Origin of the sequence: Wohlfahrtiimonas sp. G9077 (assembly GCF_002252155.1) — a bacterium.
Classification (GTDB): domain Bacteria; phylum Pseudomonadota; class Gammaproteobacteria; order Cardiobacteriales; family Wohlfahrtiimonadaceae; genus Wohlfahrtiimonas.
Map to the genome: position 1 here is coordinate 16,190 of NZ_NEFD01000003.1, position 22,377 is coordinate 38,566.

The window sequence follows — 22,377 nt, forward strand, 5'->3', positions numbered from 1 at the left end:
TGATGGGGCAATATAACATGATCATGGATACCATATGACGCATATCATTTTAGATGCAGTAAACGTGGGTAAAACCGTACAAACCACAGAGCCCCTCACCATTTTACAAGACATTACGTTTCATGTGCAGCAAGGCGAGAGCTTGGCGATTGTCGGGAGTTCAGGCTCTGGTAAATCCACATTGCTTGGATTATTGGCAGGTTTAGACACCGTCAGCACAGGATCAATTACGCTCGCCGGTTTTGAGCTGCAAACCCTTAATGAAGATGAGCGCGCCGCCCTTCGTGCACAGCATGTGGGCTTTGTGTTTCAATCTTTTCAGTTATTAGATTCGCTGACGGCGCTTGAAAATGTAATGTTGCCTTTAGAATTAAAGGGACAAAAAGATGCGCGTGCAAAGGCAACAGCGTTATTAGAGCGTGTGGGGCTTAAAGCGCGACTGAATCATTATCCTAAGCAGTTATCCGGCGGTGAGCAGCAGCGCGTAGCGATTGCCAGAGCCTTTGCCGCTGAGCCTGCCATATTATTTGCCGATGAGCCCACTGGCAATTTAGATTCTAACACCGGTGAATCCATCATAGAGCTCTTGTTTGAGCTCAATGATTCCCTTGGCACCACCTTGATTTTAGTGACCCATGAAGCGCGCTTAGCTGAGCGGTGCGGACACCGGATACAGATCGAAGCCGGGCGCTTAGTCCACGAGGAATTTGATCATGCATAAAATGGGTTTGAGCGAATTGAGCCGTTTGGCTTGGCGTCAATTATGGCGTGAATTCAAAGCAGGCGAACTTCGCATATTGTGGATTGCGTTAATGTTAACAGTCACCATCAGCACGGCGATTGGTTACTTTGGATCACGCTTACAAGGATCAATGAATGCGCGCGCCGGTGAGTTTTTAGCCGCTGATCTTGTGGTGCGCGGCTCAATGCCGTTAACGGATGTGCAACTTGCCTTAAACACAGAAGGGCTGAGCCATGCGCACACTGTGAATTTTTCAACCGTTGTGTTCAATGATGATCAGATGCAGCTTGTGAGCATTAAAGCGGCTGATCCCCATTATCCACTTCGGGGCGCGCTGACCATTGAATCTACAGCGTCGTTAGAACCCATTGCTGTTGCCAAAGGACCAGCGCGCGGTGAAATTTGGGTGGAAAATCGTTTACTCTATGCGCTCAATTTGACGCTTGGGCAAACGATCGAGATTGGTCAGTTGCCCCTACGGATCAGCAACATCTTAGTGGATGTGCCCGATCGTGCCGGCGGCTTTTATAGTTTAAATCCATTTGGTTTGATGAACATCGATGATTTGGCTGCAACCGGCGCAGTGCAGCCTGGTAGCCGCGTGACGCATCGCGATCTGTGGGCAGGTGATGCCGATGCCATCGATCGCCTTCATCAAGCGCTGTCACCTACGCTTGCACCGCATCAAAGCTTATTGACGCCTAAAGATGGCAATGAGCAGATCAATGGTGCATTGTCTCGCGCACAAACGTATCTGAATTTGGCAAGTTTGGTGGGCATTTTGTTGTCGAGCGTTGCCATTGCCTTAGCGGCCAATCAGTTTGCAGCCCGTCGCTATGATGACAGCGCCTTATTGCGCGCCCTTGGCATGCCAAAAAATGCCGTTCTTGCCCTATATGGCATGATGCTCATATATTTGGGCATCATGGGCGCAATCATCGGCGCTGTGTTCGGTTATGGCGTGCAATGGGGATTGTTGGCGCTATTGTCGAATGTGATTAAAGGGGATTTGCCTGCAGGCGGTCTTTTACCGGCAATTTCTGGCATGAGCACAGGATTGATTGTGCTGCTGGGCTTTGCATTACCGCCGCTGGCGGCACTTGGGCGCACGCCGCCCATTCGCGTATTGCGTGAAGATGCCGTCCCCGTCCCGTTTAAAAATTTTGTGGTCTATGGTTTGGCGATTGCTGTGCTGTTTCTCATCATGTGGCAATTAAGCTTGAACCTGATGTTGACATTGGCGCTATTGGGCGGCGCGTTGCTCATGGTGCTTGTATTGGGCTTTGTGTTGTATGGCGTGGTGCGTTTACTGAGAAAAAGCTTACAGTCGGCATCATTTATTTGGCGAATGGCGCTTGGCGAAATGTTGCGCCATCCCATGCGCTCAATGGGGCAAATGGTGGCCTTTGGCATCATTTTGATGACGATGGCTTTGGTGTTAATGCTCAGAAGTGAGTTGCTGCAAGATTGGCGCGAACAATTGCCAAAAGATGCGGCAAACCATTTTGCCTTGAACATTACGCCGCTGCAAAAAGATGATTTTGCCAAGGCATTGGGTGAACAAGCCAGTAATGTTTCGCCATTTTATCCTGTAGTGATGGGGCGTTTGACGGCTGTCAATGGGCACAATGTCAAAGCGACAGAGTTTGTCAGTGATCGCGCAAAAAATGCCATTGACCGCGATTTAAACCTCACATGGGGTGAAGATTTGCCAAAAGGCAATGAAGTGGTGGCCGGGCAATGGTGGCCATCGATAGACGTGGTCAATGGCGTCTCTTTAGATGCGGATTTAGCCCAAGGATTGGGGGTGATGCTCAATGATACGTTAACCTTTGTGATTGCAGGGCAAGCTCGAGATTATACGGTGACAAGTTTACGCTCGATTGATTGGCAAACCATTGAGCCCAACTTTTTTGTGATCTTCGCGCCAGATTCGATGAAGGATGCGCCGGTGACCTATTTAACGAGTTTTTATTGGCCAGAAGGGCAAACGCGTGCCTTAATTGAGGTGATGAAAGGCTTTCCCACCGTGACGCTATTGGATTTACAAGCATTGATCACGCAGCTCAATGACATTTTGCAACAAGTGACTTTGGCCATTGAATATATTTTGGTGCTTGTGCTTGCTGCCGGCATTGTGGTCCTCCTTGCGGGATTACAAACCACATTGGCCGAGCGCTTAAAACAAGGGGCGATTTTACGAGTGCTTGGCGCCAATCGGCGCGTCTTGTTAAAAAGCCAAGGGATTGAGTTTGCGTTAATGGGCGGCTTATCGGGTTTATTGGCTGTATTGGGCAGCGAGCTCATCAGTTATTTGCTCTATCATTATTTACTCGATTTATCCTGGCAGCCCCACATTCGATTGTGGCTATTGCCTTTGATGGGTGCTATGCTGATCACTGCAATGGGGATGCTGAGTGCCCGATCGGTGACACAAGTCTCCCCCTTAACCATTTTACGGGGTTAAATGCCTAAAACTTGACGAATATAGATAATGATTAAATGGATCAATTTTTTGACCATCATCAATGGCAAAATAAGTGATCCAAAGCGATGGATTGCGATCTTTTGCCATTCGTTGATGTTTTTGCCAAAGTTTGCTTAAGATCATTTTATGTGTACATTTACCGCACAAAAACATACCGATGAGGTATGAAGTCGGCTGCGGCTCTGTTTTCTTTGCCATATAGACTTGATATCCTTAACCACTTGAGTTTTATACAGTGGTAGTGAGGAGGGCATATGAGACATATTAAGAAGTTCGGGGCTTTGTCTCTTTTAGGGCTATTGCCTTTCATCGGTCATGCGGATGAAGGTGAAGCAGTTTACACAAAAGGCGGGGAAAAACCTCAAGCTTTGGCATGTACAACGTGTCATGGCGCGCAAGGTTTAGGCTTACCAGCAGCAGGTTATCCAAATGTGACCGGCATGTCTGCCGACTATTTGGCAAAACAACTGCACGATTTTAGAGATGGCACACGCAGCCATCCGATCATGGATCCCATTGCACGCGCATTGAGTGATGATGAAATCGATTCAGTGACAGAATACATGGAATCTTTTGACGTGAAAGAAGTGCCGATGATTACGCGCGCAGCAACGCCAACGGATGAAGGCAGCTGGTTGGCACTTCGTGGGGATTGGAGCCGCAATGTTCCTGAATGTGTGGCTTGTCATGGTCCAAGCGGCGTGGGCGTTGGTGAATCTTTCCCACGTTTGGCCGATCAAAGTTCTGTGTACATCGTCAACCAATTAAAAGCTTGGCAAAATGGCACGCGCCACAATGACCAAGATGATTTAATGGGACACATTGCACGTGCATTGACAGAAGATGAAATGAAGGCAGTGGCAGAATATTTCGCCACCATTTCCGATCAACAAGAGGAGAAATAATCATGAAAAAGCTATTAGTGGCATCTTTAGCGGCAGCGTTCATCTCTCCTGTGGCACTTGCGGATCATCCCATTAAAATGGAAGATCAATCCCAGTTAAAACAAGCGCCTGCGATTGCAGATGGTCAAGAGTATCACAAGCCGCCTTCAGAAAAAGATCTCCCAGACAATGCCTTTGGCGATATGGTGAGAAAAGGGCATGCAATTTTCGTGGATACGAAAAACCAATTGCCTGAATATGTGGGCAATGGCATGAACTGTGTGAACTGTCACATGGATCAAGGCCGCTTAGCCAATGCTGCACCAATGTGGGGCGCATATCCTATGTATCCTGCGTACCGCAGCAAAAATAACAAAGTGAATACATTTGCAGAACGCATTCAAGGTTGCTTCCAATTCAGTATGGATGGCACGCCACCTGCGGCAGACAGCGATGCCATGACAGCGCTCATCACGTATTCTTACTGGTTAGCGCAAGGTGCACCGACAGGTAAATCATTGCCAGGTCGTGCGTATCCGGATGTGCCAAAACCAGAAGGTGGTTACAGCATCGAAAATGGTGCCAAAGTGTATGCAGAAAATTGTTCCTTCTGTCATGGTGCCGATGGCATGGGCCAAAAAGTTGGCGATAACTATGTGTTTCCACCACTTTGGGGCAAAGATTCCTTCAACTGGGGCGCAGGGATGCACCGCATCAATACTGCCGCGACCTTCATTAAAGCGAACATGCCATTGGGTAAAGGCAATACATTGACAGACCAAGAAGCTTGGGATGTTGCTGCCTTCATGAATAGCCATGAGCGCCCACAAGATCCGCGTCTGGTGGATGGTTCTGTTGAGAAAACCAAAGAGAAATATCATGCCAATGATGGTGTGAACCTCTATGGTGTGGAAGTGAATGGTAAAATTTTAGGTCAAGGCATTGAATAAGTCATAGGCCAATGGATCAATGCCCTGATGATGCAAATCATCGGGGTATTTTTTTATCTTTGCGATGAGCACTGTATAATCATTGCTCATGATAGAGCGCGTTAAAAAGGTTGATGAGTGATTAAACAAATTTTGCAAAGTGTTGGAATGATCTTGTGTTTGTTCGCTGTGGCGTACGGTGATCACATTGAAAATTATCATGTGGCCGTGCATTTAACGAATAAGGGCAACATTGATGTCAAAGAGACCATCACGATTGAGACAGATCATGAAGAGGTGCGCCGCGGCATCGTGCGGGACATCCCTACAGGCTTTCAGCTGTTGCAAAAACCCGTTGAAACGCCGGTCAAAGTGCGCCATGTATTGCGTGATGGGCGCTCTGAACCTTATACCCTTGAGCCGTATGAAGGTGGCGTGCGGATTTTAACGGGTGCCGCCATTGATGATCCGAGCCACTATTTACCAAAAGGCAAACATACGTTTGTGATTGAGTGGCGCAGTGATCACCATGTGCGTAGCCTCAAAGATTATGATGAGCTTTACCTAAATGTTATCGGGCAACAGTGGACGCTGCCCATCACGCATGCGAGCGCAACCTTGTATTTGCCGCGTTCTGTGTCGGAGATTCAATCGGCCGGTTATTATGGCAGTCTTGGCAGCAAAAAAGCGGCGGATGTTAAGGTGATTTCACCGCATGAAATCAATTTTTCTGTGCCTGTGCCATTAAAGCCGCACGAAGGTTTGACGATTGCCACAGGCTTTACCGCAGGCATCATTCATGGTGTGGAGCCAGATTGGACAGATTTAATCATGGCGCGCGCATTGCATTATCTACCAAGCTTTATGCAACCTGTGAATGTGGTGTTTTTGATTTTACTGGTGCTTATGAGCGTTTGGTTTGTGGGTGGTCGTTTACTGTTAAAAATGTGGCGAGGACAGCAAGATGACAACATGCGCTACGCACCGCCCGATGGATTGACGTTAGAAGAGATGTTTTATTTGGGCAATGATCCTATTGATCCGCCGTTGGATCGTGCGGCATTGGCATTGCTTGTGGATCTTCATCAAAAAGGCGCCGTGACGTTGGATGAATATGGCAACATTGAACGTCAACCGGCAGCAAATATTCATGGGCATTTAGAGGCAGCAGAGCAACAATTGCTTCGCGATTGGCAGGATCAAGACATCAAGGGATTGCGCGGCGCGATTCAAAGTTTGCGCGGCCATTTGATTCATGGCTTTGACTATTTTTATGCGCCGAAAATGAAGCTCTATGTGGGTTTTGGCCTTGCCATCATTGCCGGTGTGATGGCATTGGCAACACTGTATTTGCAGCTAGAGATTTTCATGAGCTTGATCTTTATGGCAATTGCAGCGGTGAAATTGATTCGCCCTGTGATCATGGATTTTTTAATGCGTGACCAAAAGGATGACGATGAGCAAGCCTCATGGATTTTATGTGGCTTTGGGGCGATTTTTGGCGGCTTACCACTTTATGCAACGCAAGAAGATTGGCTGCCAAAGCCTTTAACGGATGCTGAGTTTATTTTGATGTATCTATGTGTGTTGATCCCGGTTGTGCTCATCATGATGATGCTGTTATCCATTTATGAGCGCCGTTATGTGCTGCGCCCACAATATGCGGAGGCAGCAAACGCTGTGAAAGGGTTTCAACGTTTTTTGATGGATCGTCATCCATCCAGTTTTAATTTAACGCCAGATCTATTTGAGCACTATTTGCCGCATGCCATTTTGCTCAGCGCCGATGAATATTGGTTGACGCGTTATCAAATGCTCTATCCGCACAATGATGCGGATGGTAACATGAGCAGTGCCACATTTTTTGCCGCTGCAAATCAAGCCAATTTATCCCATGCGCCGCTGCATCATCATGATAATGATCATGGCTTAGGTGGTTCAAACAACAGTGGCGGCGGTTCATCCGGTTCGGGCGGCGGTGGATCAGCTGGCGGCGGCTCTGGTGGCGGTGGCGGCAGTGGCCGTTAGTGATCGATGACAATGATAAGATAAGGGTCCTATGAAAAAGAAGAAAGATCAAAAGCATCAAGGGGCGATTGAAAATCGTTTAAACATTTTACGGGCAGGCGTACTCGGCGCGAATGATGGCATCATCTCAACGGCGGGGCTCGTGATTGGAGTGGCGAGTGCAACGAATAACATCATGACCATTTTGGTGGCAGGCATTGCAGGATTATTGGCAGGGGCTTTATCCATGGCGGGCGGTGAATATGCCTCTGTGAGTACGCAAAAAGATGTGGAGCAAGCAGAAGAGGTGAAAGAGCGTCAACGTTTGGCCGATGACTTTCAAGGAGAATCAGCGGAGCTTGTGCAATATTATGAAGACAAAGGTTTGAGTCATGCGTTGGCTACTGAGGTGGCTCATGAGTTGATGAAGGTCAATCCATTGGGTGTCAAATTAAAAACCAGCGCAAACATTACGCTCGGTGATTATGTAAGCCCATGGAATGCCGCGATCTCATCGATGTTTTCTTTTACGCTTGGTGCGGTGATTCCGTTAATCTTTATTTTTTTATTGCCGTCACACATTAAAATTGTGGGCACATTTGCGGTGGTTTCTGTGGCGCTTGCATTAACCGGTTATGTCAGTGCCGCATTAGGTGGCGCACCGCGTTTAAAAGCCTTGGTGCGTAATGTGATTGTGGGTATGCTGACGATGTTGGTCACATATGGATTGGGGCAGTTTGCACACATTTAAATGATCGGTGCAAAAAAAATCCCTCAGATGAGGGATTTTTGATGTCTGGATTAATTGACGCCATGCTCACGCGTAGCTGTAAATTTAATGTCCGGATGGCGCTCTTGCGCGAGTGTTAAATTCACGCGTGTGGGCGCAATGTAAACATATTCACCAGAATGGTCAATGGCTAAGTTGTCATAGCATTTATTGATGAAGTTTTCGAATGTTTTGCCATCTTTACAAGAGACCCAGCGCGCAGTCGATACATTCACTGCTTCAAAGATACAGTCTACATTGTAGTCAGTTTTAAGGCGATGCATGACAACGTCAAATTGCAAAATGCCCACAGCACCAATGATGAGATCATTGCTGTTGAGTGGTTTAAAGAGCTGGGTTGCCCCTTCTTCACAGAGCTCTTCTAAACCTTTTTGAAGCTGCTTCATTTTCAGTGGATCACGAAGACGCGCACGGCGGAACAATTCAGGTGCAAAGTCAGGAATGCCGGTGAATACCAAATCCTCGCCTTCTGTAAAGGTATCACCGATGCGGATGGTGCCATGGTTGTGAATGCCGATGATGTCGCCTGCATAAGCTTCTGTTAAGTGCTCACGCTCTGAGGCCATAAACGTCAAAGCATCTGGAATTTTGATGTTTTTATTGATGCGTGCATGGCGTGCAGACATGCCCGGTGAATATTTACCAGAGCAAATACGCATAAAGGCGATGCGGTCACGGTGTTTTGGATCCATGTTTGCTTGGATTTTGAACACAAAGCCTGTGAATTTCTCTTCTGAGGGATCCACAACACGCGTTGTGGTGGCGTGGCCTTTGGGTGGCGGGGCGATTTTTACAAAGCCATCGAGCATCTCTTGCACACCAAAGTTCGTCACGGCAGAACCAAAGTACACGGGTGTTAATTGACCGGCCAAATAATCCTCTAAATTAAACTCATTACTTGCACCGCGCACCAATTCTAACTCCTCACGGAATTCATCGGCTTTAGCGCCGAGCACTTCATCTAACTCAGGATTGTCTAATCCTTGAATGATGCGGCTGTCATGTTTTTTACCATCTTTATGCACTTCATAAAGCGCCACGTAATCATCAATTAAGTGGTACACGCCTTTGAGTTCTTTACCCATGCCAATTGGCCACGTGATGGGCGCGCATTGGATTTTTAAAACATTTTCCACTTCATCCAATAGATCAATCGGATCTTTACCTTCGCGATCTAATTTGTTGATGAAAGTCATGATGGGCGTATCGCGCAGACGGCAAACTTCCATGAGTTTAATGGTTCGCTCTTCAACACCTTTTGCACAGTCGATCACCATTAAGGCAGAATCCACCGCTGTGAGTGTGCGATACGTATCTTCAGAGAAGTCTTCATGCCCCGGTGTATCGAGCAAGTTGATCATTTTGTCTTTATACGGAAACTGCATCACAGATGATGTGATGGAAATCCCGCGTTGTTTTTCAAGCTCCATCCAGTCAGATGTTGCATGACGCGCTGCCTTACGACCTTTAACCGTGCCTGCTAAGCTGATTGCACCCCCAAATAGAAGGAGCTTTTCGGTCATTGTCGTTTTACCTGCGTCAGGGTGAGCAATAATCGCAAACGTGCGTCTGCGCTGCATCTCTTGAATCATTCCTGCCATAAATGTCTGTTGCCTAATTAAAAATTCGATAAACTAACCATTTTACATGATTTGTCGCCATTGATGGCAAATAAAAATATGGATTTATAGTAAACTGAGCGCACCGATCCATTAAACTAAAAAGGATGTGCCATGTCAGACTTTGATCGTAACTGGGCGATTTATTTAAATCATTATCGCCCGGATGTCCTCTTTCCCGAAATGCCTCAGCCTGTGAAAGCTGCGCGTCCGATTGCCTCACTTTTAGAGATTGCAGATGAATTTGATGTCATGCTGCTTGATGGCTTTGGCGTATTGAATGTGGGGCCTAATCCCATCGATGGCATGCCAGAGGTGATCAATGCCTTAATGGCAAGCGGCAAACAGGCGTTTGTGTTAACGAATGGCGCAACATTTCCTGTGGCCATTAATGCGGCGCGTTATCCTAAATGGGGTTATCCGATTCCATTGGCGCAAGTGATTTCATCACGCATGGCGGCAGAGCATGCGATTGCTGCGCACCCATTAACAGCCCTTGATCAATTGTGGGGCGTGGTGGGTTCGCCTCATTATGATGCTTCGACCATTGACGCAAGAACGGTGTATTTAACAGAAGAGAACATTGATAAAGTCGATGGCATTCTCTTTTTAGGTACGATGGAATGGAGCCCTGAGAAACAAGCGTGGCTTGTTGAGCATTTAAAGAAACATCCGCGCCCCATTTTGATTGGTAATCCCGATGTGTGCGCGCCTTTAGCCACAGGCTTTACAGTGGAACCCGGACAATATGCTTTAGACTTTAAAGCAATTGATGGTGTGGATGTGCAATTTTTTGGCAAGCCCTTTCAATTGTGTTATTCATTGAGCTATGAGCGCATTTGCTCAATTGTGGGTGATGTTCCTCTTGATCGTGTTTTGATGGTGGGCGATACATTGCATACGGATATTTTAGGCGGCAACACTTGCGGCATGAAAACGGCATTGATGGCCGATTATGGCTTTTTAAGGGGGCAGGATCCTTATCCATATATTGAAGCTTCCGGTATTACACCAGACTTTGTGGTGAGTCGCGCGCATCACAGATAAATGACCCACAAAAAAAGCTGGTTTTCACCAGCTTTTGTTTTATTCATCATCGTCTAACGTTGAGATTTCACAGTTGTTATTGGTATTGCCATGCAATACGCATTGCTCTAAACGCTCAGCTTCGCTATAAGGAGAAGTGCACGCGGTCAAGCAAGCAAGGGCAGCGATGAGAATCATGAATTTTTTATACATTGATGGATTCCAAATAGATCGATTAAACACAGTGAGAGTGTAGCAATCTTCAGATGGTAAATACAATGGGATTTGGAAATTTAGATATTGACTGAGTGAGCCAAAAAATGGCGGAGCGGACGGGACTCGAACCCGCGACCCCCTGCGTGACAGGCAGGTATTCTAACCAGCTGAACTACCGCTCCGTGAGATCGGAAGTGTGAAGATAATGGCGGAGCGGACGGGACTCGAACCCGCGACCCCCTGCGTGACAGGCAGGTATTCTAACCAGCTGAACTACCGCTCCGGAATCTCTTCAACTTCAGAGGAGTTGCATTATACACAAGAAAAACGCTTTGTCACATCTTTTTTATGATTAGATCAATAATCAGTCAATTTAATGTTTCAGTATTGCCAATAAATCTCTGAATTAGGATAAAAAATAGTTTAAAAACAATATTTTCTATAAAAAAGGCGTAAACTATATTTTTTGTATGAAAAAGGTGAAATGGATGAATGAAACCATTTTATTGACGGGGGCTTCTGGTTTTTTAGGGCGTCGCATTGCACGCTTTTTACAAAGAACCGATGCTTATTTGATCACCACGAGCCGACAACAAGAGAGTTATCCGAATCATTTGGTGCGTGATCTTGCCAATGTCACCGCGGAAATTGCCCAGAATGTGGATACGGTGATTCATTTGGCAGGTTTAAATGAAACGGCGAATGCAACAGATGCTGATTATCACACTGCAAATGTGGAGCACAGCGTGAAATTATTAGAATCTGCCATGGCAGCAGGTGTGCGGCGCTTTATTTTCATCAGCACCACAAAGGTGCATGGTGAATCAGGCATGGACATTATAGAGAACAGTCCATTTGCGCCAGCAACAGCTTATGCGCGCTCAAAACTTGCCGCTGAAATGGCATTGCAACAAGCGGCAAAAGATCGCATTGATTTGGTGATTTTGCGTTTGCCATTGATTTATCACATCGATGCAGTCAATGAATTTGGGCATTACATTGCCATGGTGAAAGAAGGGCGTTCGTTGCCGTTTGATAAAATGGACAATCAGCGCACAATGCTGGCGCTGTGTAATTTTGAATCTGCACTGAACGCGGTATTAATGCAACCAGAAAAGGGCAGTGACACTTTTATCATTGCCGATGGCTTTGCGTTAAGCACCACGGAGATCTTTAAAGGCATTGCGGTTTCTGCTGAAGTGCCGTTGCAGCTCTTTTATCTGCCTAAAATTATGGCCAAAGCCAGTATGAAATTGACAGGGCGCGCGCGTAGCTTTGATGAATTGTGGGGAAGTTATGTAGTGAATAGTCAATATGCACAAACCATGCTCAATTGGCAGCCTGCACGTGATTATGTGGCCAATCTCTCCAACTAATTTTGGTTATCTGCTACTATTAATGGTCATGATCGAATCGATAAGGAAATCATTATGAAAACGAAAACCTTAGCTGTATCAGCATTGATGGCATCACTTTTGATGGCGCCAAGCTTTGCCGGACTCACATTAGATAACATTTCAACTGATCATTCAGTCACCGCAACTGTGGATATGGACAACAAAAGCTTTGCCATCACAGGCGGCTGCAACACGGTCATGGGCGGCATGGACATCAATCAATACGATACGTTCATTGCAGAGCGCAATTTAGCATCAACTTTAATGGCATGCAGTGAGCCCTTAGAATTGATGAGCTTGCGCATTCAAAGCTTTTTAAACAATCAGCCTAAAGTGGTGCGTGAAGGCAACCAACTTTTTTTAGTCGGCACCATTGAAGGCGAAGTTCGAAGCGTATACATGCCTTTAACGCTCGATCAAGGCAGCTTTAAGGATGTGAAAGCAGAAGCGTATGAGCGCATTTTTATTTATGTTTCGAATGAAAAAGTGCCTTGCCCAAATGATCCAAATGCCAAGTGTTTGCAAATCCGTGAGAATAAAGAATCTGCGTGGCAGCCTTATGAAGGGACGATTGAAGGATTTTCCGCAGAGCCTGGCATTGCGTATCGCCTTCGTTTAAAAGCGTACAACAAAGGTACGAAAGAAGAACGCTGGGTGTACGATATGGCCGTGGAACAAGAAGTTGTTGAATAAATGAAAACACAAGACATTGAGGATTATCATTCTCTGATCCTCAATCGTGTGCCGATGATGGATGTGCGTGCACCGATTGAGTATGTCACAGGACATCTGCCCACCGCCATCAATTTGCCCATCATGAATGATGATGAACGGGCACAAGTGGGTACATGTTATAAAGAAAAAGGCAGCGCCGCAGCCGTTGCGCTTGGGCATCAATTGGTCAGTGGTGCGAATAAAGCCTATAAAATGGCCGCGTGGCAAGATTTTTATCATGCGCATCCTAATGCTGTGATCTATTGTGCCCGTGGCGGCATGCGCTCTAAAATCACGCAGCATTGGCTCTCAGAGATGGGCATGGACATTCCCCGCGTGTATTTAGGTTATAAAGGGCTGCGCCGCTATTTATTATCAGTTTTAGACAATGCCCCTAATCATGCAATGCTCATGATCAGCGGCAATACAGGCACTGGCAAAACAGATTTACTCCATGAATTTTCAGCATCGATTGATTTAGAAGGACTGGCGAATCATCATGGCTCTGCCTTTGGGAAAACCTTAACGGCGCAACCCCCTCAAGCTCTATTTGAAAATGAGTTGGCAGCATGTTGTGTGCTTAAAGAAAAAGAGCCACTGTGGCTGATTGAAGATGAAAGCCGCAATATTGGTAAATTGTATCTGCCAGAATGCTTCCATCAATCCATGAAGCAAGCGCCACTTGTGATCATTGATGAACCGCTTGATCATCGTTTAGCGCGCATCAGTCAGCTCTATTTTTCAGAGATGTCCGCACAATATCAGCAGCAATATGGTGAGGCAAAGGGTTGGCAGCAGTATGCGGCTTATTTACATCATGGTTTATTTGCCGTGCAAAAGCGCCTAGGGCTTGAGCGATATCGTGATTTAGATGCTGCCCTCACGCATGCTTTACAGGTGCAATGCAATACGGGCGACATCAGCGCGCATTTGAATTGGCTTGAACCCTTATTGACCACATACTATGATCCGATGTATGAATATCAATTATCACAAAAGCAAGATCGCGTTCTATTTCGTGGCAATTATGGGGCGATTCGTGACTTTGTCAGCCACCATTTATTGACACAAAATGAATTGCTTAACTAGAAAATGGGCGCAAAATTGGAAAGTCAGGTGGTGAGCGATATTTTTTGATAATATAGCACCATTTTATGTTCCCCTATTTGGATTGAAGGTTATTGGCATGTCAGAAAAGAAAGGCTCTTGGTTTTCCCGTCTTTTTAGATCAAAAAAAGAAGAACAAGTTGAAAAAGTTGACGAGGTGATTGAAGCACCGGTTGAGACGGTCGAACCTGTTGTTGCCGAGGAAAAAGCAACCTCTGAGGCATCTTTAGCGGCGGTTGAATCTGCCATTTCCGTCAATACCGCGGCATTGAGTGAATCAGAAACGTTAGACATTGCACCAAATCAACCGCATCATCACGAAACCATTGCAGAGATCGAAGCCGAAGAGATCTTCGAAGCTGTGGCAGAAAATGTGGTGGCGCAATCGGTTGAAACCGGTGAAACTGTTTTAACATCAGCGCCAGAAGCCGCGCAAACCATTGCAGATACTGAAGAGAAAATTGCTGAAACGATCGAAGCGGCACATGTAGAAGAGATCGCGCATACCGTTGAAGAAACGATTAAAGCGCCTGAAGCTGTGTTGCAAGAAAAGCCCAAAACAGGTTTCTTTAAACGTTTAAAAGAGCGCTTAGGTAAAACCCGTGATGGCATCACCGCAGGTTTAGCGGATCTTTTCATTGGTAAAAAATTCATCGATAATGACATTTTAGAAGAGTTAGAAACGCGCCTTTTGATGGCGGATGTCGGCGTTGAAGTGACGCAAAAATTGATTGCCAACATCACGGCCGAAGTGTCCCGTAAGAATTTATCAAATGTTGATGAGTTACTTGCAGCCTTGAATAAAGAGATGGTGGAAATCCTCAAGCCTGTGGAAAAACCGCTGGTGGTGGACAATACAGAACATTCGCCTTATGTGATTTTGATGGTGGGCGTCAATGGTGTGGGTAAAACCACCACCATTGGTAAATTGGCAAAAAAATTCCAATCTGAAGGTAAAAGCGTGATGCTTGCCGCTGGCGATACCTTCCGTGCCGCGGCCGTTGAACAATTGAAAGTGTGGGGCGAGCGCAATAACATTCCTGTGGTGGCACAAAAAGAAGGGGCAGATCCTGCATCTGTGATGTTTGATGCGATGGAATCGGCCAAAGCCCGTAAAGTGGACATTTTAATTGCAGATACTGCAGGGCGTTTACACACGCAAGCAGGCTTAATGCAAGAGTTGGCGAAAATTCATCGTGTGATGGGGCGCGTTGATGAATCTGCACCACATGAAGTGATGCTTGTGGTGGACGCATCCACGGGGCAAAATGCCTTAAATCAAGCCACGCAATTTAATGAGATTGTCAAACTCTCCGGCATCACTTTTACCAAATTAGATGGCACGGCCAAAGGCGGGATCATCTTTGCCATTGCCGATAAGCTCAATGTGCCTGTGCGCTTTATTGGCGTCGGTGAAGCCATTGATGACTTGCGTCCCTTTGAAGCAGAAAGTTTTGTGTCTGCCATTGTGGGTCAAGCCTCAGATCACGCATAATTTTTAACGCACGAGAACTCTATGAAAACATTGATCACACGCATGACGCTTTTTGGCGTCATGGTGCTTGCCGGCTGTTCGACCAATCATTTCCCTGAACCTAAATCGATGGAACCGATGGTGGAATTTTGGGAGCGCGTTTATAGTGAATGGAATGAAAATCAAGCGGTTTATCATGACAATCGCTATTTAAGTGTGATCTATGATGTGGTGCCAGTGCCGAATCAAGATCGCCGCGACTTTTTGCGCGCGAATGAAAACATTCTGCGTGAAGAACTTGTGGACATGGTGGCGCGTTATCAAAATAAAGAAAAGCTCACGCGTAATCAGCGCCATTGGGTGAAATTGCTTAAAAAAGCCGGCGGCGAAGCGGCCATTTATGGTGCGCCAGAGCGCTTGCGTTATCAAACAGGTTTAAAAAATAATTTCCGTAAAGGTTTAGAGATCAGCGGGCGTTATTTACCTGAATTCAAAGCCATCATGAAGCGTCACAATGTGCCTGAAGAGATTGCGTATTTGCCGCATGTGGAATCTTCATTTCAAGGGCGGGCATATTCACACGTTGGGGCAGCAGGTATGTGGCAATTCATGCCAAGCACGGCGCGTGATTATATGCCCATGCAGCGCAATGTGATTGATGGTCGTTTAGACCCTTTCATGGCGGCAGAAGGTGCAGCGCGTTATTTAGGTGCTGCAAATCAACGCACGCAAGCTTGGCCATTGGCATTGACGGGATACAATCATGGCGTGGGCGGCATGGTGCGCGCGAAAAATCAATTGGGCACCGATGACATTGGCAAAATCGTTTGGCAGTATCAAGGCGATCGTTTTGGTTTTGCCTCACGCAACTTTTATGCTGAATTCTTAGCCGCTAAACGCATTGCGGATAATAGTGACAGCTATTTCCCCGGGCTTCATCCCCAAAAGCCGCGTAAAGTGGATGCCATCACTTTAAATGCACCGATTAAAGTGCGCGATTTGGCCAATGCATTGATGATTTCAGAGATCGATTTAATTGAGCTCAATCCTGCATGGCTAAAAAATATTCAAATCAACCAAGCGGCGATTCCTTCGAATATTCCGGTTTGGTTACCTAAAGGCACTGCGAAAAGAATGCCCCAAGATATTGGCAGAGTCTACGATAAGCGCTAGGATAACACAGCATTGACTTTTTTGAGGTGGCCATGAATCCATTAGAGCAGTTGAATCAGTTAGGGCAAAGTGTATGGTATGACAATATTTCCTGCGAGATGTTAGCCGCAGGCGGTTTATTGTCCACTTTGATTAAAGAGGATGATTTAAGGGGTGTGACCTCTAATCCTGTGATCTATGATCAAGCGATTCGCTCTGGGCATTATGATCAAAGCATTCGTGATTTGCAAAAAGCCTCAAAGTCCGCTGAGACGATCTTTTATGATTTAGCAATTGCCGACATTCAAAAAGCCTGTGACCTCATGCTGCCTGTTTATCAGAAAACCGAAGGATTAGATGGATATGTGAGCTTAGAAGTGTCACCGAATTTGGCTTTTGATGTGATTGGCACCATCACAGAAGCCAAAGCCCTTTGGCGCCGCATTAATCGAAAAAATGCCATGATTAAGATTCCTGCAACGATTGCAGGGATTGAGGCGATGAGCCATTTGATCTCTGAGGGGATCAACATCAACATGACGTTGATTTTCTCCGTCAAACGCTATGTGCGCGTGATCGAAGGCTACGTGTCCGGTTTAGAGGCGCGCGTTGCAGCAGGACGCTCAATTGCCAATGTTGCTTCTGTGGCCAGCTTTTTCATCTCCCGCATTGATGCGGCGATTGACCCACAATTGGCAGAGGTTGCCCCTGAATTACAAGGCACCATCGCCATCAGTAACGCTAAAATGGCACATCAAGCATTGCGTCAACATTTTAGCAATGCACGCTTTGATGCATTGTCCCGTAAAGGTGGGCGCATTCAGCGTTTGCTGTGGGCATCAACGGGCACCAAAAATGCTACTTATTCTGACACATTATATGTGGATGCATTGATTGGCGCGCACACCATTAATACAATGCCGCCCGCGACGTATGCTGCGTATAAAGATCATGGCACGCCAAACGTGCGTTTAGAGGATGATTTAGCCGCAGCAGAGGCAAATTTACGCGCATTGAGCGCACACAATATTGATCTAGAATCAGTCACACAAACCTTAGAAAAAAATGGCATCGAGCAATTTACAGCAGCGTTTAATGCTATGATGATGACCATTAACGAAAAGTTATCAACTGTTTAGAAAGAGAAAAGTTATGATTATTAAACCTAAAATTCGCGGATTCATTTGTACAACAGCACACCCGACAGGTTGTGATGCACATGTGAAAGCACAAATTGACTACATTCGCGCAAAAGGTCCACTCAAAGATGGTCCAAAACGCGTATTGGTGATTGGTGCATCCACAGGTTATGGTTTAGCCTCACGCATTGAAGCGGCTTTTGGCAGTGATGCGGCAACAATTGGCGTATTTTTTGAGAAAACCGGTACAGAAAAGAAAACAGGCACCGCCGGCTGGTACAACTCAGCGGCGTTTGATAAATATGCCAAAGCAGCGGGTTTATACGCAAAAAGCATCAATGGTGATGCCTTCTCAAACGAAGTGCGCGCAAAAGTGATTGAGCTCATTAAAGAAGATTTAGGCACAGTCGATTGCGTTGTGTATTCATTGGCATCACCTGTGCGTAAATTGCCAGAAACGGGCGAAGTGGTGCGTTCTGCCTTAAAAACCATCGGTGAAACATACACAGCGCCATCTTTAGACACCAATAAAAATGAAGTGATTGAAGCCTCTGTTGAGCCTGCAACCGCTGAAGAAATCAGTGATACAGTGACAGTAATGGGCGGCCAAGATTGGGAGCTTTGGATGAAAGCCCTGGATGAAGCTGGCGTCTTGGCTGAAAATGTGCAAACTGTGGCATATTCATACATTGGGACTGCGATCACATGGCCAATGTATTGGCATGGCACCTTAGGGAAAGCGAAAGAAGATGTTGAGCGTGCAGCACGTGAAATCAACGCAATGCTTGAAGAGAAATATCAAGGTCATGCTGCCGTTGCGGTTTTAAAATCTGTGGTGACACAAGCCTCTTCTGCCATTCCTGTGATGCCACTTTACATTTCTGCGGCGTTTCGCGTGATGAAAGAGTTGGATTTACACGAAGATTGTATTGAGCAAATTCAACGCTTATTTGCCACATGCATGTACGGCGAAGGCGGCGAAGTGGATGAATCTGGCCGTTTTCGTTTAGATGATTGGGAATTGAAACCAGAAGTGCAAAGCGCTTGTGAGTTGATCCTCAAAGAAGTGAAAACAGAGAGCATCGACAGCTTAACCGACTATAAAGGCTACAAAGAGAACTTTGAGCGTTTATTTGGCTTTGGTTTGGCGGGCGTCGATTATGAAGCAGAAGTTTCCCCGATCGTTGAATTTGATGTGATTGAAATGGTGTAACCCATGAAAATTGAATTGAGTAAGCCGTTTTATGTGGATCGCGTCACCATTGTGGGCATTGGTCTCATTGGTGGATCTTTAGCGCGCGCCTTGAAGAAAAACAACGCTGTGGGCACAGTGGTGGCTTATGATGTCAATGTCGATGCGCTCGAAAAAGCAAAAGCATTGGGCGTTGCTGATGAAGTCACCACGGATTTAGCAGAAGCGGTGAAAGATTCAGACATCATCATCATGGCAACCCCCATCACGGTGATGGGGCGTTTGGTCAAAGAGATGTTGCCGCATTTAAAAGAGGATGCCATTGTCAGTGATGTGGGCTCGACGAAAGGCTCTGTGATTCGTACGATTACAGAAGCGGTGGGTTATTTGCCTAAACGCTTTGTGCCTGCGCATCCGATTGCAGGGACGGAAAAGCATGGCGTTGAGAACTCATTTGCCGAGCTCTTTGAAAAGCGCCGTACTTTGATCATTCCCCACATCAACAACAATCATAGCGCGGTGACCACATTGACAAAAATGTGGGAATCGGTGGGCTCGATTGTCGAAGAGATGGGCGTGGTGCATCATGATCAAGTGCTTGCGGCGACGTCACACATTCCCCATTTATTGGCGTACAGCACTGTGGATACGTTGGCAAATTTGGATGATCGCGCGGAGATTTTCCGCTTTGCGGCAGGTGGCTTTCGTGACTTTACGCGCATTTCCACCTCAAATCCTGAAATGTGGACGGACATTTGTTTAGAGAACCGCGAAGCCGTGTTGCAAGTGTTGCGCGCATATTTGAAGAAAATTGCTTTGGTGGAAGAGGCGTTAGACAAAGAAGACCGCGAAACCATTTTAGAGATCTTCAGCCGTGCGAAACACGCAAGGGATAACTTTTATCACGAACCTTAACTACAAAAGAAGGAACGGATGTCTAGAGTCGTTGATGAAACAACATTAAGAGATTGGTTTACCGAATGCCAAGAGAGCTGGCCTCAGATGGAGTATCAGCTGTTGCTGTCCCATCAGCAGGATCCAGGTTTTAAGCGCGCCCTTGAAACGGCCTATTTATTGGGTCAAGTCTCGGGGATTCAGCTTCGCATTATTGCGATGCTCTTTGTGCTTGAAATTCCCCTTGAGCAAGTGCCAGAAACCTACCACAGTTTTTTACGTCAATTGAATCTTTTAAAAGAGACGAGCAATCTATCCGGTGCGCAGGAGAAAACGAAGGAGATCCTTCGTAAAATGCTGCTCGCCATTGTGGAAGATGTGCAAACTCTGGTCATCATTCTAGCGAATCAAGTGGTGCGCATGCGCCACCTCAAACATGAGCCCGATGAGATTAAAATTCTGGTGGCAGAGCAAACGCGTGATGTGTTTGCGCCATTGGCCAATCGATTAGGGCTCAGCCGTTTTAAATGGGAATTAGAAGATGAAGTGCTGCACTATTTAAAGCCGCAGGATTATAAACTCATCTCTAAAAATCTCAATGAAAAGCGCATTGACCGAGAAGTCTACATTCAATCCATCATTAAAGAAGTGGAGGATTTAATCGCCGCTGAAGGGATTGAAGGGGAAGTGTCGGGGCGTGTGAAACACATCTACAGCATTTGGAAGAAAATGACCACCAAAGGTAAATCCTTTGAAGAGCTGCTTGATGTGCGAGCGGTGCGCGTCATTGTGAAAAATTTATCTGACTGTTATCGCGTGCTTGGAATGGTGCATGAAAAATGGCCGCCATTGCCAAGAGAGTTTGATGATTACATCGCCAACCCTAAACCCAATGGTTATCAATCCCTGCACACTGCCGTGCTTGGGCCGCAAAATAAAGCCATTGAAGTGCAAATTCGCACCCGAAAAATGCATGAACATGCAGAGCTTGGCGTTGCGGCTCATTGGCATTATAAAGAGTCGGATGCATCCCTCAGCCAGCAAGCGAAACTCAATCGCGTGCGTCAATTGCTCGATCAAGAGGCGAACAGTGAATCTTCTAAAGAGTTGCTAGATAAAGATCTCTTTGGTGAAAATGTCTATGTTTTAACGCCCAATCGTGAAGCCATTGAGCTTGTGGCCGGGGCAACGCCGCTCGATTTTGCGTATCAAATTCACACCAACTTAGGGCATCGCTGCCGCGGGGCAAAGGTGAATGGGCGCATTGTGCCATTGACGTATGTGCTCAACAATGGCGATGAAGTGGAGATTTTAACGGGTAAAAATGCAGCGCCCAGTCGCGATTGGCTCTCGCCCCATTTGGCATATGTCAAATCGAACCGCACGCGCGCCAAAATCCGTTCATGGTTTAAGCAGCAAGCACAAGAGAAGAACATTGCCGCAGGGAAGCAGCTGCTAGATCGTGAATTTTCACGCTTGAATCTAAATTTATCACCCGATGCGCTCCTTAAAATTGCCAAGCGTTTAAACTGTAATTCCATCAATGAATTGCATGCACAATTAGGCGCCGGTGAAGTCACCATTAACCAGTTTTTAACGCGTTTGCCAAATGCGCAACCAGCGGAAGAACCTGCCATTACGCCAGATTCCCTCATTCGTCCACAAACGCAAACCAAAGTTGGCGATACAGGTGTGCGTGTTCAAGGCGTGGGCAATCTATTGGTGCAGATGGCCGCATGTTGTAAACCTGCGCCGCCTGAATTGATTGGCGGTTTTGTAACCATCAATCGTGGCGTTGTGATCCATCGTAAAACCTGTTCAAATTTCATGAATATGATTGAGCAGTCACCCGCACGTGAAATTGACGTGGATTGGGGTTATGATGCAGAGCAACGCGTCACTTCTGATTTAATGATCAAAGCCCATGCGCATCAAGATTTATTGAAAGAGGTCAATAACCTCATCACCAATGAGCAGCTGCGCATCATTGACATTAATATGAAAAATGAAGGCAACGGCATTGCCCAGATTTTTGTAACGTTGGAATTGAACCATTTGAATCAATTGAGTCGTTTGATTGATCGCTTGAGTCAATTGCCATTTGTGATTGAAGCCCATAGAAAATAGAGGTCCGTATGAAAAAATTATTTCTTTCAGCAGCAGTTCTTCTTTTAACCGCAGGATGTTCACACACAATGACAGATCATGATGGCAAAATTGCCACCGCACAAGATTTAGAGCACCACAATTATGTCTTAGTGGCCATCGATGGCAAAGCGTATCAAACCGCAGCCAATGAGATGGCGCCAAACATTGAGTTTGGTGAAAAAATGCACTTATCGGGCACAATGTGCAATAACTTTTTTGGGCAAGGAAGTATTAAAGCGGGTGTTTTGACGGCCAAAGGCGTTGGCATGACGCGTAAATTCTGTGCAGATGCCACCTTAAATCAGTTAGACCAAACCATCGGGCAATTGCTTGAAAAAGGTGCAACAGCCACATTGCACAATGATGGTCAGCGTTTAGTGTTGAGCGAAGGCAAAACACAATTGACCTTTGAATTGAAAGATCATAAATAACGTATCAGCATTAAAAAAGCGGTCCACG

Annotated in this window: 20 protein-coding genes and 2 tRNA genes; 17 read left to right on the top strand and 5 right to left on the bottom strand. The window is 46.2% G+C overall.

Annotated features, from left to right (window positions below):
- Positions 1 to 34: 34 nt before the first annotated feature.
- Positions 35 to 721, top strand: coding sequence for an ABC transporter ATP-binding protein (locus B9T20_RS04935; protein WP_094490074.1), 687 nt, complete (start codon positions 35 to 37; stop codon positions 719 to 721).
- Entirely contained in the window at positions 714 to 3,209 is a 2,496-nt protein-coding gene (locus tag B9T20_RS04940) for an ABC transporter permease (protein ID WP_094490075.1), read from the top strand. The genes B9T20_RS04935 and B9T20_RS04940 overlap by 8 nt, the downstream gene beginning before the upstream one ends.
- On the opposite strand, the gene B9T20_RS04945 is transcribed toward B9T20_RS04940, so the two are convergent.
- Positions 3,198 to 3,428, bottom strand: coding sequence for a hypothetical protein (locus B9T20_RS04945; RefSeq protein WP_094490076.1), 231 nt, complete (start codon positions 3,426 to 3,428; stop codon positions 3,198 to 3,200). The two genes, B9T20_RS04940 and B9T20_RS04945, sit on opposite strands and share 12 nt — an antisense overlap.
- A gap of 56 nt (positions 3,429 to 3,484) precedes the next feature.
- Between B9T20_RS04945 and B9T20_RS04950 the strand changes: the two genes are divergently transcribed.
- The 4 genes from B9T20_RS04950 (at position 3,485) to B9T20_RS04970 (ending at position 7,801) form a co-directional block, all read left to right on the top strand.
- Positions 3,485 to 4,135, top strand: a complete 651-nt coding sequence (locus B9T20_RS04950) for a cytochrome c (RefSeq protein ID WP_094490077.1) — start codon at positions 3,485 to 3,487, stop codon at positions 4,133 to 4,135.
- Positions 4,136 to 4,137: 2 nt separating this feature from the next.
- Positions 4,138 to 5,064: a c-type cytochrome gene (locus B9T20_RS04955; protein WP_094490078.1), complete on the top strand. Its 927-nt coding sequence runs from the start codon at positions 4,138 to 4,140 to the stop codon at positions 5,062 to 5,064.
- Positions 5,065 to 5,181: 117 nt separating this feature from the next.
- Entirely contained in the window at positions 5,182 to 7,071 is a 1,890-nt protein-coding gene (locus tag B9T20_RS04965) for a DUF2207 domain-containing protein (protein WP_233491598.1), read from the top strand.
- Positions 7,072 to 7,102: 31 nt separating this feature from the next.
- On the top strand, positions 7,103 to 7,801 hold the full coding sequence (locus B9T20_RS04970) for a VIT family protein (RefSeq protein WP_094490081.1): 699 nt from the start codon (positions 7,103 to 7,105) through the stop codon (positions 7,799 to 7,801).
- 50 nt (positions 7,802 to 7,851) lie between these two features.
- Here B9T20_RS04970 and B9T20_RS04975 read toward each other — a convergent pair whose 3' ends face one another.
- Entirely contained in the window at positions 7,852 to 9,441 is a 1,590-nt protein-coding gene (locus B9T20_RS04975) for a peptide chain release factor 3 (protein ID WP_094490082.1), read from the bottom strand.
- A gap of 132 nt (positions 9,442 to 9,573) precedes the next feature.
- Between B9T20_RS04975 and B9T20_RS04980 the strand changes: the two genes are divergently transcribed.
- Positions 9,574 to 10,506: an HAD-IIA family hydrolase gene (locus B9T20_RS04980; protein ID WP_094490083.1), complete on the top strand. Its 933-nt coding sequence runs from the start codon at positions 9,574 to 9,576 to the stop codon at positions 10,504 to 10,506.
- A gap of 39 nt (positions 10,507 to 10,545) precedes the next feature.
- Here B9T20_RS04980 and B9T20_RS10185 read toward each other — a convergent pair whose 3' ends face one another.
- From B9T20_RS10185 to B9T20_RS04990, 3 genes are all read right to left on the bottom strand, one after another.
- Positions 10,546 to 10,698 (bottom strand): hypothetical protein, encoded by a 153-nt coding sequence (locus B9T20_RS10185; protein ID WP_008316420.1) that lies wholly within the window; start codon positions 10,696 to 10,698, stop codon positions 10,546 to 10,548.
- Positions 10,699 to 10,806: 108 nt separating this feature from the next.
- Positions 10,807 to 10,883, bottom strand: a tRNA-Asp gene (locus tag B9T20_RS04985).
- A gap of 24 nt (positions 10,884 to 10,907) precedes the next feature.
- Positions 10,908 to 10,984 (bottom strand) — tRNA-Asp (locus B9T20_RS04990).
- Positions 10,985 to 11,189: 205 nt separating this feature from the next.
- On the opposite strand from B9T20_RS04990, the gene B9T20_RS04995 reads away from it, so the two are divergent.
- The 10 genes from B9T20_RS04995 to B9T20_RS05040 all read left to right on the top strand — a co-directional run bounded on the left by B9T20_RS04995 (position 11,190) and on the right by B9T20_RS05040 (position 22,349).
- Entirely contained in the window at positions 11,190 to 12,077 is an 888-nt protein-coding gene (locus tag B9T20_RS04995; RefSeq protein WP_094490084.1) for an NAD-dependent epimerase/dehydratase family protein, read from the top strand.
- A 54-nt stretch (positions 12,078 to 12,131) separates the two neighbouring features.
- Positions 12,132 to 12,791 (top strand): DUF4377 domain-containing protein, encoded by a 660-nt coding sequence (locus B9T20_RS05000; protein ID WP_094490085.1) that lies wholly within the window; start codon positions 12,132 to 12,134, stop codon positions 12,789 to 12,791.
- Entirely contained in the window at positions 12,792 to 13,901 is a 1,110-nt protein-coding gene (mnmH, locus tag B9T20_RS05005) for a tRNA 2-selenouridine(34) synthase MnmH (RefSeq protein ID WP_094490086.1), read from the top strand. It begins immediately after the preceding gene.
- Positions 13,902 to 13,998: 97 nt separating this feature from the next.
- Positions 13,999 to 15,414, top strand: a complete 1,416-nt coding sequence (gene ftsY, locus B9T20_RS05010; protein WP_094490087.1) for a signal recognition particle-docking protein FtsY — start codon at positions 13,999 to 14,001, stop codon at positions 15,412 to 15,414.
- Positions 15,415 to 15,435: 21 nt separating this feature from the next.
- Positions 15,436 to 16,566: a lytic transglycosylase domain-containing protein gene (locus B9T20_RS05015; RefSeq protein ID WP_094490088.1), complete on the top strand. Its 1,131-nt coding sequence runs from the start codon at positions 15,436 to 15,438 to the stop codon at positions 16,564 to 16,566.
- 32 nt (positions 16,567 to 16,598) lie between these two features.
- On the top strand, positions 16,599 to 17,684 hold the full coding sequence (gene tal / locus B9T20_RS05020; RefSeq protein WP_094490089.1) for a transaldolase: 1,086 nt from the start codon (positions 16,599 to 16,601) through the stop codon (positions 17,682 to 17,684).
- 13 nt (positions 17,685 to 17,697) lie between these two features.
- On the top strand, positions 17,698 to 18,897 hold the full coding sequence (fabV, locus tag B9T20_RS05025; protein ID WP_094490090.1) for an enoyl-ACP reductase FabV: 1,200 nt from the start codon (positions 17,698 to 17,700) through the stop codon (positions 18,895 to 18,897).
- Between the two features lie 3 nt (positions 18,898 to 18,900).
- Positions 18,901 to 19,791 carry a prephenate dehydrogenase/arogenate dehydrogenase family protein gene (locus B9T20_RS05030; protein WP_008316433.1) on the top strand — a complete coding sequence of 297 codons (891 nt, stop codon included), beginning with the start codon at positions 18,901 to 18,903 and terminating at the stop codon, positions 19,789 to 19,791.
- 18 nt (positions 19,792 to 19,809) lie between these two features.
- Positions 19,810 to 21,897, top strand: a complete 2,088-nt coding sequence (locus B9T20_RS05035; RefSeq protein WP_094490091.1) for a bifunctional (p)ppGpp synthetase/guanosine-3',5'-bis(diphosphate) 3'-pyrophosphohydrolase — start codon at positions 19,810 to 19,812, stop codon at positions 21,895 to 21,897.
- An 8-nt stretch (positions 21,898 to 21,905) separates the two neighbouring features.
- Entirely contained in the window at positions 21,906 to 22,349 is a 444-nt protein-coding gene (locus tag B9T20_RS05040) for an META domain-containing protein (protein ID WP_094490092.1), read from the top strand.
- The last annotated feature ends 28 nt before the right edge of the window (positions 22,350 to 22,377 follow it).

Coding starts and splice junctions, on each gene's coding strand:
- B9T20_RS04945 (WP_094490076.1), bottom strand. CDS start 3,428: ATGGCAAAGAAAACAGAGCCGCAGCCGACTTCATACCTCATCGGTATG.
- B9T20_RS05030 (WP_008316433.1), top strand. CDS start 18,901: ATGAAAATTGAATTGAGTAAGCCGTTTTATGTGGATCGCGTCACCATT.
- B9T20_RS04980 (WP_094490083.1), top strand. CDS start 9,574: ATGTCAGACTTTGATCGTAACTGGGCGATTTATTTAAATCATTATCGC.
- B9T20_RS04970 (WP_094490081.1), top strand. CDS start 7,103: ATGAAAAAGAAGAAAGATCAAAAGCATCAAGGGGCGATTGAAAATCGT.
- B9T20_RS05015 (WP_094490088.1), top strand. CDS start 15,436: ATGAAAACATTGATCACACGCATGACGCTTTTTGGCGTCATGGTGCTT.
- fabV (WP_094490090.1), top strand. CDS start 17,698: ATGATTATTAAACCTAAAATTCGCGGATTCATTTGTACAACAGCACAC.
- B9T20_RS04935 (WP_094490074.1), top strand. CDS start 35: ATGACGCATATCATTTTAGATGCAGTAAACGTGGGTAAAACCGTACAA.
- B9T20_RS04940 (WP_094490075.1), top strand. CDS start 714: ATGCATAAAATGGGTTTGAGCGAATTGAGCCGTTTGGCTTGGCGTCAA.
- B9T20_RS05000 (WP_094490085.1), top strand. CDS start 12,132: ATGAAAACGAAAACCTTAGCTGTATCAGCATTGATGGCATCACTTTTG.
- B9T20_RS05035 (WP_094490091.1), top strand. CDS start 19,810: ATGTCTAGAGTCGTTGATGAAACAACATTAAGAGATTGGTTTACCGAA.
- B9T20_RS04950 (WP_094490077.1), top strand. CDS start 3,485: ATGAGACATATTAAGAAGTTCGGGGCTTTGTCTCTTTTAGGGCTATTG.
- B9T20_RS10185 (WP_008316420.1), bottom strand. CDS start 10,698: ATGTATAAAAAATTCATGATTCTCATCGCTGCCCTTGCTTGCTTGACC.
- B9T20_RS04975 (WP_094490082.1), bottom strand. CDS start 9,441: ATGGCAGGAATGATTCAAGAGATGCAGCGCAGACGCACGTTTGCGATT.
- B9T20_RS04955 (WP_094490078.1), top strand. CDS start 4,138: ATGAAAAAGCTATTAGTGGCATCTTTAGCGGCAGCGTTCATCTCTCCT.
- mnmH (WP_094490086.1), top strand. CDS start 12,792: ATGAAAACACAAGACATTGAGGATTATCATTCTCTGATCCTCAATCGT.
- tal (WP_094490089.1), top strand. CDS start 16,599: ATGAATCCATTAGAGCAGTTGAATCAGTTAGGGCAAAGTGTATGGTAT.
- B9T20_RS05040 (WP_094490092.1), top strand. CDS start 21,906: ATGAAAAAATTATTTCTTTCAGCAGCAGTTCTTCTTTTAACCGCAGGA.
- B9T20_RS04995 (WP_094490084.1), top strand. CDS start 11,190: ATGAATGAAACCATTTTATTGACGGGGGCTTCTGGTTTTTTAGGGCGT.
- ftsY (WP_094490087.1), top strand. CDS start 13,999: ATGTCAGAAAAGAAAGGCTCTTGGTTTTCCCGTCTTTTTAGATCAAAA.